Origin of the sequence: Buttiauxella agrestis, from assembly GCF_900446255.1 — a bacterium.
Classification (GTDB): Bacteria; Pseudomonadota; Gammaproteobacteria; order Enterobacterales; family Enterobacteriaceae; genus Buttiauxella; species Buttiauxella agrestis.
This window is the reverse complement of record NZ_UIGI01000001.1, coordinates 4,454,967-4,472,075: the sequence shown is the minus strand read 5'-3', so window position 1 is coordinate 4,472,075 and position 17,109 is coordinate 4,454,967. Positions and strand designations below refer to the sequence as shown.

Annotated in this window: 15 protein-coding genes and 1 tRNA gene; 8 read left to right on the top strand and 8 right to left on the bottom strand. The window is 51.0% G+C overall.

Annotated features, from left to right (window positions below):
• Positions 1 to 56: 56 nt before the first annotated feature.
• Entirely contained in the window at positions 57 to 1,646 is a 1,590-nt protein-coding gene (locus tag DY231_RS21245) for an arylsulfatase (RefSeq protein ID WP_115631388.1), read from the bottom strand.
• A 386-nt stretch (positions 1,647 to 2,032) separates the two neighbouring features.
• The gene (locus DY231_RS21240) at positions 2,033 to 3,127 is read right to left on the bottom strand and encodes a GGDEF domain-containing protein (protein ID WP_256682688.1); all 1,095 of its coding nucleotides are present in this window, start codon (positions 3,125 to 3,127) and stop codon (positions 2,033 to 2,035) included.
• A gap of 215 nt (positions 3,128 to 3,342) precedes the next feature.
• Between DY231_RS21240 and DY231_RS21235 the strand changes: the two genes are divergently transcribed.
• The 7 genes from DY231_RS21235 to DY231_RS21205 all read left to right on the top strand — a co-directional run bounded on the left by DY231_RS21235 (position 3,343) and on the right by DY231_RS21205 (position 10,438).
• Complete coding sequence (locus DY231_RS21235; protein WP_115631386.1) at positions 3,343 to 4,956, top strand: mechanosensitive ion channel family protein; 1,614 nt, start codon at positions 3,343 to 3,345, stop codon at positions 4,954 to 4,956.
• Positions 4,953 to 6,104: a BamA/TamA family outer membrane protein gene (locus DY231_RS21230; RefSeq protein WP_256682687.1), complete on the top strand. Its 1,152-nt coding sequence runs from the start codon at positions 4,953 to 4,955 to the stop codon at positions 6,102 to 6,104. The genes DY231_RS21235 and DY231_RS21230 overlap by 4 nt, the downstream gene beginning before the upstream one ends.
• Before the next feature lie 48 nt (positions 6,105 to 6,152).
• Positions 6,153 to 7,127: a hypothetical protein gene (locus DY231_RS21225; protein WP_172588720.1), complete on the top strand. Its 975-nt coding sequence runs from the start codon at positions 6,153 to 6,155 to the stop codon at positions 7,125 to 7,127.
• On the top strand, positions 7,127 to 8,260 hold the full coding sequence (locus DY231_RS21220; protein ID WP_115631384.1) for a BamA/TamA family outer membrane protein: 1,134 nt from the start codon (positions 7,127 to 7,129) through the stop codon (positions 8,258 to 8,260). Before DY231_RS21225 ends, DY231_RS21220 begins: the two co-directional genes overlap by 1 nt.
• Positions 8,260 to 9,381, top strand: a complete 1,122-nt coding sequence (locus DY231_RS21215; protein ID WP_115631382.1) for a DUF4056 domain-containing protein — start codon at positions 8,260 to 8,262, stop codon at positions 9,379 to 9,381. Before DY231_RS21220 ends, DY231_RS21215 begins: the two co-directional genes overlap by 1 nt.
• A 101-nt stretch (positions 9,382 to 9,482) precedes the next feature.
• Complete coding sequence (locus tag DY231_RS21210) at positions 9,483 to 9,797, top strand: BON domain-containing protein (RefSeq protein ID WP_034492695.1); 315 nt, start codon at positions 9,483 to 9,485, stop codon at positions 9,795 to 9,797.
• Positions 9,798 to 9,979: 182 nt separating this feature from the next.
• Complete coding sequence (locus tag DY231_RS21205) at positions 9,980 to 10,438, top strand: GNAT family N-acetyltransferase (RefSeq protein ID WP_115631380.1); 459 nt, start codon at positions 9,980 to 9,982, stop codon at positions 10,436 to 10,438.
• Between the two features lie 63 nt (positions 10,439 to 10,501).
• Here DY231_RS21205 and DY231_RS21200 read toward each other — a convergent pair.
• From DY231_RS21200 to aspA, 6 genes are all read right to left on the bottom strand, one after another.
• Positions 10,502 to 10,577, bottom strand: a tRNA-Phe gene (locus DY231_RS21200).
• 114 nt (positions 10,578 to 10,691) lie between these two features.
• Positions 10,692 to 11,267, bottom strand: coding sequence for a transcriptional regulator (locus DY231_RS21195; protein ID WP_115631378.1), 576 nt, complete (start codon positions 11,265 to 11,267; stop codon positions 10,692 to 10,694).
• A 46-nt stretch (positions 11,268 to 11,313) separates the two neighbouring features.
• The gene (locus DY231_RS21190; RefSeq protein ID WP_115631376.1) at positions 11,314 to 13,029 is read right to left on the bottom strand and encodes a protein-disulfide reductase DsbD; all 1,716 of its coding nucleotides are present in this window, start codon (positions 13,027 to 13,029) and stop codon (positions 11,314 to 11,316) included.
• Positions 13,005 to 13,328 (bottom strand): divalent cation tolerance protein CutA, encoded by a 324-nt coding sequence (gene cutA, locus DY231_RS21185; protein WP_115631374.1) that lies wholly within the window; start codon positions 13,326 to 13,328, stop codon positions 13,005 to 13,007. The genes DY231_RS21190 and cutA overlap by 25 nt, the downstream gene beginning before the upstream one ends.
• A 97-nt stretch (positions 13,329 to 13,425) precedes the next feature.
• The gene (locus DY231_RS21180) at positions 13,426 to 14,727 is read right to left on the bottom strand and encodes an anaerobic C4-dicarboxylate transporter (RefSeq protein WP_115631372.1); all 1,302 of its coding nucleotides are present in this window, start codon (positions 14,725 to 14,727) and stop codon (positions 13,426 to 13,428) included.
• A gap of 113 nt (positions 14,728 to 14,840) precedes the next feature.
• Positions 14,841 to 16,277 carry an aspartate ammonia-lyase gene (aspA, locus tag DY231_RS21175; RefSeq protein ID WP_034492708.1) on the bottom strand — a complete coding sequence of 479 codons (1,437 nt, stop codon included), beginning with the start codon at positions 16,275 to 16,277 and terminating at the stop codon, positions 14,841 to 14,843.
• Positions 16,278 to 16,617: 340 nt separating this feature from the next.
• Between aspA and DY231_RS21170 the strand changes: the two genes are divergently transcribed.
• Positions 16,618 to 17,103, top strand: coding sequence for an FxsA family protein (locus DY231_RS21170; RefSeq protein WP_115631370.1), 486 nt, complete (start codon positions 16,618 to 16,620; stop codon positions 17,101 to 17,103).
• The last annotated feature ends 6 nt before the right edge of the window (positions 17,104 to 17,109 follow it).

The window sequence follows — 17,109 nt, the reverse complement described above, 5'->3', positions numbered from 1 at the left end:
GAACCCCTGAGAGCACGACGAATTAACCGGGTGGTTGCCCACCCGGTTACAGGTCATTATTTATTGATATTGGAGCCTTGTTCGATCATTGCTGCTGCATCGGAAACCGTGAATGAACCTGGTTTCTGACGTGGCGGGAACTCTTTGAAGGTTGCCAGCATTTCTTGAACGTATTTCTGCGCGCCGCCCATCAGGAACAGACGGTCGTAGAACCAGCTCTGGTAACCCATACCGTCGGAACCTTTCTCCAGCGGATCCACTTCCAGGTCGAAGATCATCGGTGCACGCAGTTTGGTGAACGGATAACGCCACAGATCAAGGCCGGTGTGTTCCTGGATCATGAAGTGCGCTTTCCAGCGACCGTAACGCATCGCCAGCAGGTCGCCGTCATCGCTCCAGTAGAAGAACTCTTTACGCGGGTCTTCACCTTTGCCCTGGATGAAATCGAGCTGGTTGTAACCGTCAAGATGCACTTTGTAGGTGATGGACGGGGTTTTGTAGCCCTTCAGCAACTGCTCTTTGATATCCGGAATACCTGCGGCGGCAACCAGAGTAGGGAACCAGTCATTACTGCCGAAGATGTCGTTAATCAGCGTGCCCGGTTTGATATGGCCCGGCCATTTGATCATCGCTGGTACGCGGAAACCGCCTTCCCAGCCGGTGTTTTTCTCACCGCGGAATGGAGTGATACCCGCATCAGGCCAGGTTGCTGTCATCGGGCCGTTATCGGTGGTGTAAAGAACGATGGTGTTGTCTTCAATACCGAGGTCTTTAATCTTTTGCAGCACCTCGCCGACCATTTTGTCGTGCTCAACCATGCCGTCTGCATAATCCCCAAGCCCCGTCACGCCTTTGCTGGCATCTTTGAGGTGAGTTTTGTTGTGCATACGCGTGGTGTTAAACCAGGTAAAGAATGGCTTCCCGGCTTTGGTCTGTCGTTCCATGAAGTCGTTGTTGGCGGCGAGGGTTTCTTCGTCAACCGTACCCATACGTTTAATGGTCAGTGGGCCGGTATCTTCAATTTTGCCGTCGGCGGTGCTCTTAATCACGCCGCGTGGGCCAAATTGTTTACGGAATTCAGGATCTTTCGGGTAATCCGGGTTTTCAGGTTCTTCTTCGGCATTCAGGTGGTACAGGTTGCCGAGGAATTCATCGAAACCGTGCGCGGTTGGCAGGAATTCGTCGCGGTCGCCGAGGTGGTTTTTACCAAACTGCCCGGTCGCGTAACCCAACTGTTTGAGGATGTTGGCGATGGTTGGGTCTTCTTTTTGCAGGCCTTGCGGAGCACCAGGCATCCCCACTTTACTCATCCCGGTACGGAATGGCATTTGCCCGGTAATGAACGAAGAACGCCCTGCGGTCGAGCTTTGTTCAGCGTAATAGGATGTGAACTTCGCGCCTTCACTGGCGATGCTGTCAATGTTCGGCGTTTTGTAACCCATCATTCCCTGGTTATAGGTACTGAGGTTCCAGTAACCAATATCATCACCGAAAATAACGACGATGTTAGGTTTTGAGGCGTCTTGTTTCGGTGCATTTTCGGGCGAGGCTGTTGCAGGAGCGGCATGAACAGCGGACACGGCGCCAGACATTAATGTCAGCATGCTGGCTATCATTGTCCTTTTGAAAGGGACGTTGTTAAGCATCTTTGGGACTCCGTTCATTTAAGGGACTCAGTGAGTATAGTAAAGACCTGAAATTTGCTATTACGTTTTGAATTCTCATGAAAATTAGCTAAATAAATGAGATGAGATTGTTCTTGAGTGTATAAATAGCGGGTTGTTATATAACTCTTTGAATAAAAAGAAATAGCGGCATATACAGTAACATTTTCACTAAAGAGGATTTTAAGTAACTCATTTAAAAATAAACGGAAAGAATCAAAATCTGGCGCGAGTACAAGATAATAGACAGGAATAACCGAGCAAAATAATTGTTTTGCCCGGCTATTTTATTGGTGAAAGGGGATGGGGAGAGCAAATATAAATGTAATTACATTCTGGAATTATTTAAATTATCTTAATTAAATATTTTAGTAATTTACCCGATTTCTACCTTGTTCCTTGGCTTTATAAAGCTGCTGATCGGCCTTTTCAACCAGTGCTTCGAGCGTCATTCCTTCTTGCCATTGTGCTATGCCCTGGCTGATGGTGAGCACCGAGGAGATACGCGAGCCTTTGTGGGGAATATGCGCATGGGCAATATTTTGCTGAATCCGGTGGCTGATGGCTTTTACCTGCGAGATGTCATCGCAGACGGTCAGCACCACGAACTCCTCACCGCCAAATCGAAACGCGCTGTCGCTGTCTTTACGCAAAGATTTTTCAATGCATTGTGAGACTTTAATCAGGCACTTGTCTCCGGCAACGTGACCATACATATCGTTGTATTGTTTGAAGAAATCGATATCCATCACAATCATGAACAGCTTCTTTTTGTTGCCAGCAAGCGCGCTGACACACTCTTCAAAGAAACTCGTCATGCTGAGTCGGTTAAACAATCCGGTCAACGCATCGTAATGCGCCTGCTGCACCAGCTTCTTAATCAGAATATTTTTCTCGTATTCGCTGCGCTGAACGCGCTGGTACCACTCGAGCAAAATGTAGCGGGCAGAATAAATCACCATCAGCATGATCACGGCCCCGACAACCTGCGCGACGCTGAATTTATCCTGTAAAAAGAATTCGACATACAGCAAGCAGATAACCAGTGGCGCGGAGAATATCAGCAGTAAACGCCCTGAAATGTAGAAGGTAATGGTCGCCGGTAATAATACCGTGACAGTCAACATCAGCGTGATGAGGGGGTTTTGATAATAAAGCGTGAAGTTCAAAAATAACACTGACCACAATAGCCCAAATGCCAGCACCACGAAGGGCAGCAGTTTGTGGTAGAAACCGTCGTTAATGTTCTTCTTTAATTTTACCGTAATCAGCAGATTGATTAATGAAAGGGTAATGATGCATCCGCACAGTATTTGCAGCATCAGCGGCAGGTCTTCAACGTCGCTCCGGTGCGTGCCACGTAATAATAACCAGGCGCAGAAGATAATATTCAAAGACAAAAACCACATATAGCCTTTGGTGCTGGTAATGACGCTTTCGCCCGTGCTGTGATTAATGTCCACTCATCCCGCTCCTTTTATAAATTTAACAAATGATAACCTGCGTGCCCTTGAGATGCCACCGGGTGAAATGCGCGTCAGGCAACTCCTTAACATCTCTCAAGTTATCTTGAATATGCCTCACGCTGGTCTATGCTCAACGTAGTATAGAGACGGGTGCGATTGATCTCGTGTGATTGAATAATAAAACAAAATTCTTTCTTTTCCGGGTGATAAATATGATTAGGGCGCTGCTAATTTTTTTGGCATGGACCACTCTGTATGCCTCTGGTGCGTTGCACGCGGCGGAACCACGGCAACTTCCTTCTGAACAGGATAAAGCACGCACGGTTTATATTTTTCACCATCCGATTGTTATGTTGCAGGCCAAATTCGGCCTGACGACACCGGAAGAACGTGTGCTGCGCATCCGCCAGATGCTTCGTTCGCTCAGTGAAGACGATATCCGCCATCCTGTGCAAATTATCCCGGTTCAGCGCTACAACCAGCAAGGACGGCTCTTCACCATTAACGGTAAAGTCGTGATGCTACTGGCGGAAGGCGATCTGGATGAGGGCGATGATTTAACTCTCGACCAGGCCGCACAGCGGGTATTAACGCGCATGGATGAACAGCGCACTTCGTTAAAGGATCAGTATTCTTCGTCTTATCTCGCCATCGCGACGGTAAAAACGCTGGTCGGAACGGCCGCTTTAGGGTTGCTGTTCTATGGCGCGTTCCGATCCTGGCGCAGAGTGAAGCGTTACTTTGAGGCTAGAGTCAGCCAGAAAAAGGGGCTTATTCCGGCGAAATGGCGTGAGTTGGTTGGTGCAATCGAAGGCTATCTCTACGGTTTACTGATGATTTTGCTGGGGATCGCCGCGTTTTATGTCTGGCTGAGTTGGATCTTCCGGCTTTTTCCGTGGACGCGAGTCTGGGGAGAATCATTAGGTGACTGGTCGATTAATGTATTTCAGAAAATCGCGTTATCTATAGTTTCCGCGTTCCCCGGTTTGCTGATTGTTTTGATTATCTTTTTAATCACCGCCTTCATTCTGAAGTTGCTGAAAATCCTGCTGACACGTGTTGAGGGCGGCAAGATGATGGTGCCGGGCCTGCATCCTGAAACGGTCGGTGCCACGCGCAAACTCATTTCCGTCATGGTCTGGCTGTTTGCTCTCTCGGCGGCTTATCCGTTCCTGCCCGGTGCGAATTCGCTGGCCTTTAAGGGGATCAGCGTGTTCTTTGGTTTGATGTTAACGCTTGGCTCTGCGGGGGTGATGAACCACGCCATGAGCGGCCTGGTGCTAACTTATTCCCGCGCGCTGCGCAAAGGCGACGTGATTCGAATCGGCGATAACGAAGGGTTGGTGAATGAAGTTGGTATGCTGGCGACCAAAATTCTGACCCGTGAAAACTACATTGTTACGGTGCCAAATGCGGTGGTGGTCAGCGGCAAAATCACCAATCTCAGTGCGCAAAATCCGGGTGGTGGCGTCAATCTGACCACCAGCGTCACCATCGGCTATGACACGCCGTGGCGGCAGGTTCACGCGATGCTGGAACTGGCCGCTAAACGTACCAACGGCATTGAAAAAAATACGCCGCCGCTGGTGCGCCAGCTTAATTTGATGGACTGGTATATCGCCTATGAATTGCAGGTCAAACTGCGCCCGGGTGAATCGTTGGCAGGGGTGAAAAGTGAATTGCATAGCCATATTCAGGATGTGTTTAACGAATTTAACGTGCAGATTATGTCGCCGAATTTCGTCAACCAGCCGGAAAATGCCGTGATGGTGACGCCGGAAAATTGGTTTGCCCCCCCGGCCATACAGCCTGAAAAGCCGTCATGAATAATTTCACGCGCACCTTTGCAGCACTTCTTTGCGTCGGACTGTGGATACCCGCAGATGCGCGTGCCAGCGGCTTTATCGACGACTCCGACGGCATGCTGGACATGAGCCAGTATCTGAGTGAAAACCGCTACGGCTTTTTGCCAATTCCGGTGGTGATCACCGAACCGGCGATAGGCTACGGCGGCGGCTTGTTTGGTCTTTTCTTGCATGACACGGCTGATAGCGAAGCGTCAAAATCCCGCACTGACGGGCGAAAAATACCGCCAGCGATGTCGGCATTTGGCGGCGGGGCGACGCAAAACGGTACCTGGTTTGTCGGCGGCGGTCATCGCCACACGTGGAACAATGACGGCATTCGCTATCTGGTGGCGCTCGGTTATGCCGACATTAATCTGGATATCTATTCCGGCGATATTGCAGGCTTTGACCGGGGAAAGGGCGTTAGCACTCAAACGAAAGGCTACGGCGGAATACAAAAACTGCTGTTTCGTGTGGCCGATTCGCCATTTTTTGTCGGTGCGTCGCAGTTTTATGCGAACATGGAAATCTCTGCCGATAACACCTTTATTAACCGTGGGTTACAACGTGTCCTGGGTGAGGAAAGCTCTACCTCTGGTGTCGGGTTACTGGCAGAATATGACACCACGGACAACTTTTTCTACCCGCGTAATGGGGTGTCCGTCACTGGGGAATACCAGTTTTATACCAACTTCCTCGGTGGCGATTATCGCTACGACACGCTGACGCTCGACGGGAAATATTTCCAACCGTTGAGCACGGATTTCACCCTGGCGCTGGCGGCAAATTATCAATCGCTGTCACGTCACGATAAACATTTACCGCCAATGGCGCGGCCCTACATTAATTTGCGAGGGATCTCGCGCTATCGTTATCAGGGGGATTACGTCAGCACCGTGCAAGCGCAGCTCGAATGGCAGATGACACCGCGCTGGGTATTGCAGGGGTTTGTCGGCGCGGGGAGTGCCAGCAAAGAGGCGGATGAACTTTATGAGCAAACCGAAGTGGCCTATGGCGGCGGGTTCCGTTACCTGATTGCTCGCCAGTTTGGTTTACATACCGGAATTGATGTTGCGTTTAGCGACAATGAACAAGCGGTCTATTTCAACGTAGGGGCGGGGCTGTAAAAGGAATTTGCCGCCTGACTGACAACGCAGACATTAAAAGAGAACGTAATGAAAACAAGGCTAAGGGGCGTGCAACAGTGTCAATTGATTGCACTGCCGTTACTGTTTTTATCCGGAGCGGCTTTTGGCGCGGCAACGGATACAGCGACAGAGAGCAGCACGTTTCCTATCTGGGGAGATGAAGCACGCGCGCGGGGATACTCCATCCCGCTGCCGTTTGGCGTGAATCTCAGCTACATGAATATGCGCCAGAATGTTGATGTCGATAGCATTACTTTCTCCGGGCTGAAACTGGGGGCGCACCCGATTCCCAGCGATATGTTTAATATTGACGTCGGCCACACACGCGAGCGCAGCAAATCGGAAAACTTGCGCCTCGATATGTGGGTTTTCCCGTTTTTGAATATCTATGGGATTGTGGGCTACACCAAAGGCTCGTCGGTTTCGAACGTTTCGGTTGATGCTGATCCGTCGCTGTATACCGGTATTGACCGGATTATTGCCTCGTCGGTACACCGCCTTAACCAAAGCGGTGATTTGCAGGATATTGATTTCACACTCGATTTCGAAGGCCGAACCTACGGCACCGGTTTTACGCTGGCGGGCGGCTATAAAAACTGGTTTACCCTGGTGGACACCAACTACACGCGCACGGATTTCGACATTCTCGACGGCAAAATCTCGGCAGTAACGATATCGCCACGCGTGGGTTATCGTTTTGATATGCCATCGATTTCCGGCCCGTCGCATTTAAGCGTGTGGGTGGGTGCGATGTATCAGGACGTTCAGCAGGAGTTCAAAGGTAGCCTCGCTGATCTGAAGATGCCTCCCCAACTTCAGCCGCTGATTAGTGCGGTGAATAAGGATAACGAAGGGCGCTTTGACGTTAAGCAGCACCTTACCTCACCGTGGAACACGCTTATCGGTGCGCAATACGAACTCACACAAAACTTTAATGTGCTGACTGAGATTGGTTTTAACGAGCGTAATAGCTTCTTTATCGCAGGCGAATACCGATTCTAATGAACAACAGTGGCGCGCTATTTTTGAGTTTATTAAGCCTCATGATGATACCGGCCACCACGGACGCAATGACGCGCGAAGAGATCGACGGTTTTCTGGGAAAGCTCGGTGCCGATAACCAGTATGATGCCAGCAAAGGTATTAACTGGAGCGTGCTGCCAGGGCCATTTTATACCCCGGAGCTGAAACTCGGTTTAGGAACGGCGATCGCCGGGATTTATCGTACTGATCCGAACGATCATGTGACCCAGAACTCTTCGGTATCGTTTACCGGGTTCGTCAGCAGCAGCGGCGCGTTGGGAATGGGTATGAAGAACTACACCTTCTTTAGCGGCGATGAATGGCGACTTTTTGTTGATGCTTCTCTGGCAAAAATCCCAACCGGGTTTTGGGGGATTGGCTACAACGCCGCGCAAGGTAACGAACAAAAATATACTCAGCAGTCATTTAGCCTCCATCCGCAGATTATGCGTCAGGTGGTTGATAATCTTTATGCAGGCTTAGGCTGGGATTATTCAACTTACGACGCTGAAGATATTGATGATCAACATCCTGACGATAACTTTTCCCGCTACGATGCGGGCGGTAACTCGAACAGTTCCGGTGTCACCGCTGCCATTAACTACGATTCGCGGGATGTGATCACCCGCCCCCTGCACGGGCAATTTTTCAGTGCGGAATACAGCCTGTTTGATCCCGCGGTTGGCTCAGATACCCACTTCACCGTGTTGCAGCTGCAATATAATTATTACTATCCGCTCAACGATCAGGACGTTCTGGCGTTTGATCTTTGGGGACGTTTTGCACGGGGTGATGTGCCCTGGGATCGTTTGTCCGAGGCTGGGGATGACAACCGAATGCGCGGTTATTATCAGGGGCGTTATCGCGATAAAGATGTGGTGAGCACGCAACTGGAATACCGTAAAAAGCTTAACTGGCGACACGGCTACGTTTTATGGATTGGCGCAGGGGCGCTGGGCGACAGCCCACAACATTTGTCAGATAACCCGCTGCTACCGACCGTGGGCGCAGGCTATCGTTTCGAGGTGAAGCCAGACATGAACATCCGCCTCGACTTAGGATTTGGAAAAGAAAGCGCTGGGTTTTACTTTCAAGTGGCGGAGGCATTTTAATGCGGGTTTGGTTTTTGGCAGCGCTATTGGGCGTGGCATTTCAAAGTATTGGCGCACCGCCAAATTCTACGGATATTTTGCCTTTCGAACAGGCGAGACGCGTGTGGCCGGTGGCGCAAGATCTTACCGCACCTGAGTCGCTGCGCCCTTGTTGCGCGTTTGGCTACGATTTACAAGTCCGTGCGGTGGGCGTGCCGATTCCGGTCTATCAGATTGGTAATATTCTGACGCTCTCGACGCTCGGCCAGCATCGTTATAATGACAGCGCGCTGGGGGCGGTTAAAAATATCGTTGGCCTGAGCGAAGAGAAAAGCGGCCTGATTTACACCCACCGTGGGGGTTTTATTGATATCGCCCACGTCCGTGATACTGCCGATAACACCTTCTACCTTTTTACGCAGATTTATTCCCGACTCGGCCAGGACTGGCGCCTGTTTTATAGCGAAGAACTGGGCGTGCGGCGTATCCAGCTTCATGCCTTCACGCCGCCAGCCTCTATGGTTGAACGCTACACGATTGCGGCCTGGCTTGCGGGGCATCTCGCATTTCAACTGGCGCAATGGCATGAAATTGCCCAGTGGTATGGGTTCCAGTCGGTCCCCGGCTTTTCTGAGGAAATTTCCGCTTTCTCGCCAGAAGATTTGTACTCGAATTTGTTGGGAGCCAGGCTTGCGATAAACGTGATTCTGCATGGACATGGCCGCTCGGTTGAGGCCTACAATGCCGCGATGGATAAAGCGTTGCACAAAGCGCTGGTGCAACTTGGCGCGGTGCGGAAAACTGAAACGGAGCGACAATTTCGCGAAGTGGACGGCGACTGGTGGAACAGCAAACGCCGGGTGCCGGATAAATTTCTGGTGCTCAATCGTAACTACGATTTAAGCGAAAACCGCTTCCCGACGCCCGTGCCATTTGAAAGGGCAAAACCTTACCGTCTGCTGATGCCGGCAACCGTCGCGGGTGTAACAATAAGCCAGCTTGGCGAGTTGCAAATCCATACCGGCAGTGACATGCGCGGCCTTAAAGTACCAGAAAGTTTTTACCTTCCGGCACAGTTCCCGGCGCTGGCAGAACAAGCCAAATACGCCGACCAGATACAGCTCCAACAAATGAAGAAGTGAGTCTATTTGTGCAAAATAAGAAATGACTGCTGGGTAGGGATACTGTCTACCGGGCATCTGTAGGGTAATATATTCGTTGGACTCAATGTGAGGTATTAATTGTGAAAAATAAAAACACGTTTTTTAATATTTGTGCGTTAGCCGTGGCGGCGACTCTATTAACAGCTTGCGCGGGTTCATCAAAACAAGAAAGCACCGGTGGTTACATTGACGACAGCGTGATCACTACAAAAGTGAAATCTGCGTTACTTGCTGAAAAATCTATTAAATCCACAGCTATTGGCGTTGAAACCTTCAAAGGCCGCGTACAGCTCAGCGGTTTCGTCTCTTCTGCGGCAGAAGCCAATAAAACCGTTTCAGTCACCAAATCGGTTAAAGGCGTGAAGGCCGTTGAGAACGATCTGATCGTGAAGTAATAACAAAATTTAACTTCAAATAAGCAGGAAAAGGGCGTTGTCATTTTCCTGCTTATACTCATTTCAAAAAATGAGTTGTGATCGTATTTAAAAATCAGCGTCATAAGTAATCGTTATTGGACTGGCATTCGGTTGTTCGATTTGATGTTACAAGTATGTAACTAACAACCAGGAAGCCGAGCATGTTCACCATCAAAACCGACGATCTTTCGCACCCGGCGGTGCAGGCATTAGTGGCCTATCATATTTCCGGCATGCTGGAGCAATCTCCGCCAGAAAGCAGCCATGCTTTAGATGTGCAAAAACTCCGTGACCCGACCGTAACATTTTGGTCGGCGTGGGAAGGGGAGCAATTAGCCGGAATTGGTGCGCTGAAAATGCTCGATGATGAGCACTGCGAGCTGAAATCCATGCGCACCGCGACGGAGTTTTTACGCCGTGGCGTGGCGAATCAGTTCTTGCTGCATATCCTGAGCGTGGCGCGTGAACGGGGTTTTCAGCACATCAGCCTTGAAACAGGTACTCAGCCAGGGTTTGCGGCCTGCCATCATCTGTATCTCAAGCATGGCTTTGTGGATTGCGAACCGTTCGCGGATTATCAACTCGACCCGAACAGCCGCTTTATGACGCTGGTTTTGTGAGGGGAGTTAGAAACTCAAATCTCAGAAAGCAAAAAACCCGCCATAGGCGGGTTCTTCTAAATGTGGTGCCCGGACTCGGAATCGAACCAAGGACACGGGGATTTTCAATCCCCTGCTCTACCGACTGAGCTATCCGGGCAACGGGGCGCATTAAACCGTAAAGGCCGTTGGGCGTCAACGGCTTTGTCATAAAAAACGGGTTAAATGCGTTTAACTGCCTGCTTTTCATTCATATTGGCGAGAAAATCACTCATCAGGTTAATGCGCCACCTTGTCGGCATTGCGCAAAGCGCAGAATGTCTTCGGCCAGATGACGGGCAGTATCGATGTCCGCCTGACTGCGTTTGACCAACAAACGGCTCAGGCAGCCTTCCAGCACCAGTTCCATTTGGTGAGCCACCATCGTTGGGTCGTCCACTTCCAGTTGCGTCAGCATCTCATGGGTGAATTCCCACGCGGCCTTTTTCTGCTGATCGGCCAACTGGTGAATCGGGTGCGACGCGTCCGGGTAAAACGTGCAGGCAGCGATAAACAGGCAGCCCGGATAACGATGGTTGTTGACGCATTCGGTCAGAGCTTCGTAGCGTTTCAATAGCTTCTGCTCAAGCGATAGCTCTTCGTTAAGCACGAGCTGGCGACGCCAGATATCCACCTGCTGGCTCAAATAACGCAGGGCGTCGTACAGCAGCGCTTCGCCATTAGGCCAGAAGTTTCGAATCTCATTGACTGGATAGTCAGCCTCGGTTGCGACCATCTCAAGGGTGGTGCTGGCAATGCCTTCACGTTCAAGGACGTGTAGGGCGTGCTCAAGTACGTCTTCGCGTTGCACGGTTTTCTCCTCCGTCGTTCAACGGTTTGTCCCACATTAGTGTTGTTTACTGCGCGTGTTTCTGCAAATGCGTACGGAAATCGTTGGCATCCATAAAACCGGTAACGCGTGCATCGGGCTGTTCTTGCCCTGTTGTATCAAAGAACAGGATGGTTGGCAGCCCTAAAACCTGTAAATGCTTTAACAGGGCATTGTCTTGCGCATTGTTAGCGGTGACATCTGCCTGAAGTAAAACGGTATTGGCCAGTTGCTGCTGAACTTGCGGATTGCTAAAGGTGTATTTCTCGAACTCTTTACAAGCCACGCACCAGTCGGCGTACAAATCGAGCATCACCGGCTTACCTTTTGCCTCAGCAAGCGCTTTATCCAACTGCTCAACGTTGGCAATTTTAGTGAAATTAAGATGCGCCTGGCTGGTGGCGACGGGGGCACCAAACGCCCAGTCTTGCAGCGGTTTTGCCGACACTAACGCGGCACCCAGCAGGATTATCTGCACCACGCGCATCCAGGATTTGGTCGCCTGCAAGCTGGTGATAAACGCCCAGCCGAAGAACGCCACGCCAAGCAAGCCCCACAACCGAATGCCCCACGGTTCTCCCAGTATGCGTTCCAGCAGGAAAACCGGCAGGGCGAGGATCACAAAACCGAACGCGATTTTGACAGTTTCCATCCACGGGCCACTTTTTGGCAGCAGACGGTTGCCGAAAACGGTGATCAGCATCAGCGGTAAGCCCATGCCTAAAGCGTACAGGTACAGTGTGCCACCGCCGAGCCACATGTTTCCGCTCTGGGCGATATACAGCAGGATTGCACTCAGCGGTGCGGTGGTGCAGGGCGAGCAAATCAACCCGGCCAGCGCCCCCATGGCAAACACGCCACCGGCTGACCCCCCTTGCTGGCGGTTACTCATCAACGTAAGACGTGTTTGCAGCGATGACGGCAGTTGGAGAGTAAACAGGCCAAACATGGACGCGGCGAGCAGCACAAACAGCGCTGATAAACCGATCAGCACGTAAGGGTGTTGCAGCGCGGCCTGGAATTGCAGGCCAGCGGCAGCGACGACAAGGCCGAGCGCGGTATAAGTCAGCGCCATGCCTTGCACATAGATGAAGGTCAGCAGCAGAGCGCGAGCGGTGGATAAACGCTGTTTGCCCCCCAGCACGATGCCGGAAATCAGCGGGTACATCGGCAGCACGCAGGGCGTGAAGGCGATGCCGATACCGATTAAGAAGGCCCAGAGTGCGGAGAACGGCAGTTGGGTGGGGGCGGTGTTGCTTGAGTCCCTCACCCCGTCCCTCTCCCCTGGGGAGAGGGAGGAAGGCGAGTCAGCCGATGCCACCACTTCACTGAGCGGCACAATGCGCGTCTCTGGCGGGTAGCAGAATCCGGCTTCGGCGCAGCCCTGATACGTCACGCTGACCGTCGCCCCTTTGGCCGCCGATTTTACCGTCACTGGCAAATTCAGCCGTTGGGTGTAAATCTCGGTTTTGCCGTAGAACTCGTCTTCATGCCAGGTGCCTTTCGGCAGGTCCAGCGGCGCGAGTTCGGCCTGGGCGGGGTTGAGTTTGATTTGCTGGCGATAAAGGTAGTAGCCCGGTTTTATCTGCCAGTTCAGGTTGAGCTGGTTTTCAGACTGCTGAAAATCAAAGGCAAAAGCCTGGTCGACGGGAACAAACTGAGATTTGCTCTGGTTGTCGAACAGACCAGCGAATGCGTGTGAACTGAAGAGCGCAAAGATTAGCGCAAAGATGCGTAGAGCCATGAGAGGTAGTCACTATCTCCGTGGGTGACTGGCAAAACCAGTAATTCAGGGGTTTGGTATGGGTGATGCGATTTCAGGCAAGCCAGCAGGGCTTCCTGATGCTCAATGTCACTTTTGAGCAGCATTTGCACCTCATACTCCTGTTCCATTTTCCCTTCCCAGTAATACAACGAGGTGGCACCGGGTAATAAGGTGACGCAAGCCGCCAGTTTTTCAGCCAGCACCAGCGCGGCAAGTTCCTGCGCGGTGGCTTCGTCCGGGGCAGTACAAAGGATGACAACAGCCTGGGTAGTCGGCATAGCTAACCTCGTATCTGGTGGGTCAGCGGTGACTATAGCATGGGGGAGCGAGGGGAGGTGTTAAACGGGCCGCAGGGCGACCCGTGTTTTAAAAGATTTACAGAATCAGCCCACCGACGATGAAGCCGAGGATGACGCACAGCGAAATCGCAATCACGCCAGGAATTAAGAATGCGTGGTTAAACACGTACTTACCAATGCGGGTGGAACCGGTGTCGTCCATTTCTACTGCCGCCAACAAAGTTGGGTAAGTTGGCAGTACGAACAGCGCAGAAACGGCAGCGAAAGAGGCGATCGCCGTCAATGGGCTAACACCGAGCATCAGAGCCGCTGGCATCAACGCTTTGGTGGTCGCCGCCTGGGAGTAAAGCAGAGTGGCAGCGAAGAACAGTACCACCGCTAACAGCCATGGATAGCCTTGCAGCAAGTCGCCTGCAACAGCCTGAATATCCTGAATATGGTTTTTGACGAAGGTATCGCCCAGCCACGCCACACCCAGCACACAAATACAGGCGCTCATGCCTGATTTGAAGGTGCTGGCATTGAGAATTTCACCGGTGTCGATTTTGCAGGTGATGCAAATCAGGGTGGCGATGGTCAGCATGAACACCACAATCGCTTCGTTACGCGGCAGAATTGGGTTTTGAATCAGGCCCACGGTGTCGCTGATGGCGGTGGCATAGAACATCACCGCGACGATACCGATCAGGAACAGTAAAACGGAGCGTTTGGCGTGTGGTTTCAGCTCAAAGACGCTGCTGCCACGCAGTTTCACTTCACCTTTAGCGAGGCGTTCCTGATAAACAGGATCGTCTTTCAGCTCGCAGCCGAGGAAGTTACAGACGATAGCCGTCAGCATAACGGCAACCAGTGTGACGGGAATGCAGATAGACAGCAGGGTCAAATAGCTGACGCCTAACGGCTCCAGAATCCCGGCGAAGAACACCACTGCCGCAGAAATCGGTGATGCAGTAATCGCGATTTGCGAGGCGACAACGGCAATAGACAGTGGACGAGATGGGCGAATGCCTTGCTCTTTTGCCACTTCGGTAATAACCGGCAGCGTGGAAAACGCCGTGTGGCCTGTTCCGGCAAGAATCGTCATAAACCAGGTCACTAACGGTGCCAGGAAGGTGATGTATTTGGGATGACGACGCAGTAGTTTTTCGGCGAGGCTGACGAGGTAGTCCATTCCCCCCGCCACCTGCATGGCAGCAATGGCGGCAATAACGGCCATGATGATTTCGATGACATCGAAGGGGATAGCCCCGGGTTTAATCTGGAAAAATAGCGTTAAAACCAGCACACCAAAACCGCCAGCAAAGCCAATGCCTATGCCGCCGAGTCTGGCTCCCAGGTATATCGCTAGCAGCACGATAACAAGTTCAGCTCCAAACATGATTTCCTTCCTTGTGTTTGATTATTTGATAATTATTTGTTGTGTTTTTGTGATTGGTGCAAATGAAAAAGGCACGTCCAATGGACGTGCCTTTTGTCGACTACCGAAGAAGATTATTGTTCATTTTCATCGGTATAACGTTTTGCTTTATAGACCGGGTGCATCAGGTTGTTGATGGAGAAAATGTCGTCCAGCTCGGCTTCGGTGAGCAGGCCGCGTTCCAGCACAACTTCACGCACGCTCTTACCGGTTTCAGCACAAATCTTGCCGACGATATCACCGTTGTGGTGACCAATGAACGGGTTCAGATAGGTGACGATACCAATCGAGTTGTAGACATAGCTTTCACACACTTCTTTATTCGCGGTGATGCCGTTGATGCATTTTTCCAGCAGGTTGTAGCACGCGTTGGTCAGGATGTGGATGGACTCAAACATCGCCTGCCCAATTACAGGTTCCATTACGTTCAGCTGCAACTGGCCCGCTTCGGAAGCCATGGTAACGGTGATGTCATTACCAATCACTTTGAAGCAAACCTGGTTAACCACTTCTGGAATTACCGGGTTTACTTTGGCTGGCATAATAGAAGAACCGGCTTGCAGTTCTGGCAGGTTGATTTCGTTCAGGCCGGATCGTGGGCCGGAAGAAAGCAGGCGAAGGTCATTACAAATCTTCGACATTTTCACTGCCAGGCGTTTGAGCGAGCTGTGAACCATGACGTATGCGCCACAGTCGGAGGTCGCTTCAATCAGGTCTTCGGCGGGTACGCATGGCAGGTTGCTGACTTCAGCCAGCTTCTGCACGGCCAGTTGCTGATAACCTTCTGGCGTGTTCAGGCGAGTACCGATTGCGGTCGCACCGAGGTTCACTTCCAGCAGCAGTTCTGCGGTACGCAGCAGGTTGCGGGTTTCTTCATTCAACAAGACGTTGAAAGCATGGAATTCCTGGCCCAGCGTCATTGGCACGGCGTCTTGCAACTGAGTACGGCCCATTTTCAGAACGTTTTCAAACTCAACTGCTTTGCGTTGGAAGCCGTCGCCTAACTGATTAATGGCATCAATCAGTTTCACAATAGAAGCGTACACCGCGATACGGAAACCGGTTGGGTAGGCATCGTTGGTGGACTGGCATTTGTTGACGTGGTCGTTCGGGTTCAGGTACTGGTACTCACCTTTCTGGTGGCCCATCAGCTCAAGCCCAATGTTGGCGAGCACTTCGTTGGTATTCATGTTGACGGAAGTACCGGCACCGCCCTGGTAAACGTCCACCGGGAATTGGTCCATGCACTTGCCGTTATTCAGCACTTCATCGCAGGCCTGGATAATGGTGTTTGCAATGCTTTTCGGAATGGTTTGCAACTCCTTGTTCGCCATTGCCGCTGCTTTCTTAACCATAACCATGCCGCGTACAAATTCAGGGATGTCACTGATTTTGCTGTTGCTTATGTAGAAGTTTTCAATCGCTCTCAGAGTATGAACACCATAATAGGCATCCGCTGGCACTTCCCTGGTACCCAACAAATCTTCTTCGATACGAATGTTATTTAACATGTGAACCTTCTTAATTAAAGCTGCCATTGATTGATCATTGCACACACAGGATCTCTGGCTGTGCGATGAATAGACCGACGATTATGTCCATATTCGGTCTGCGTGCCGTGATGATATGCTGATGATAGCGAAAAGCAGTAATCTGGATCACTTATTAAAGGTCATCTTACATAACAATTATTAATATGTGATGCCGATCAATTGTTGAAAATTTCCAAAAAAATAATGCGGCACGAAGATTGATTTTTGGCTAAGGCGTCGCCATCTCTTTGGCTAAGCATAATCGCTAACCTATTTTCGCAAATGCCTGAAGGCGCTTGCCCAACTACAGGAGTGTACGGTGCGCTGGATACCGTTAATTGCCGTTTTTCTCTATGTGTACATAGAGATTTCGTTGTTTATTCAAGTCGCTCATGTGATGGGTGTCTTCCTGACACTGGTGCTGGTGATATTCACCTCAGTTATTGGTATGTCTCTGGTTCGCAACCAGGGCTTTAAAAACTTCATGCTGATGCAGCAAAAAATGGCGGCAGGTGAAAGCCCGGCCGCTGAAATGATTAAAAGCGTTTCGCTGATCATTTCTGGCCTGCTGTTGCTGTTACCTGGCTTCTTCACCGACTTCCTCGGTTTGTTGCTGCTACTGCCGCCAGTGCAAAAGCATCTGACGCTGAAATTGATGCCGCATTTGCGTTTCTCACGCACTCCGGGCGGCGGTTTTAGCGCCGGTACTGGCGGTGGTTCAACGTTCGACGGTGAGTATCAACGTAAAGATGATGCGCCGAAGCAGCTCGACGATCGCGATAACGACGATCGTCATAATCGTTAAAAATCG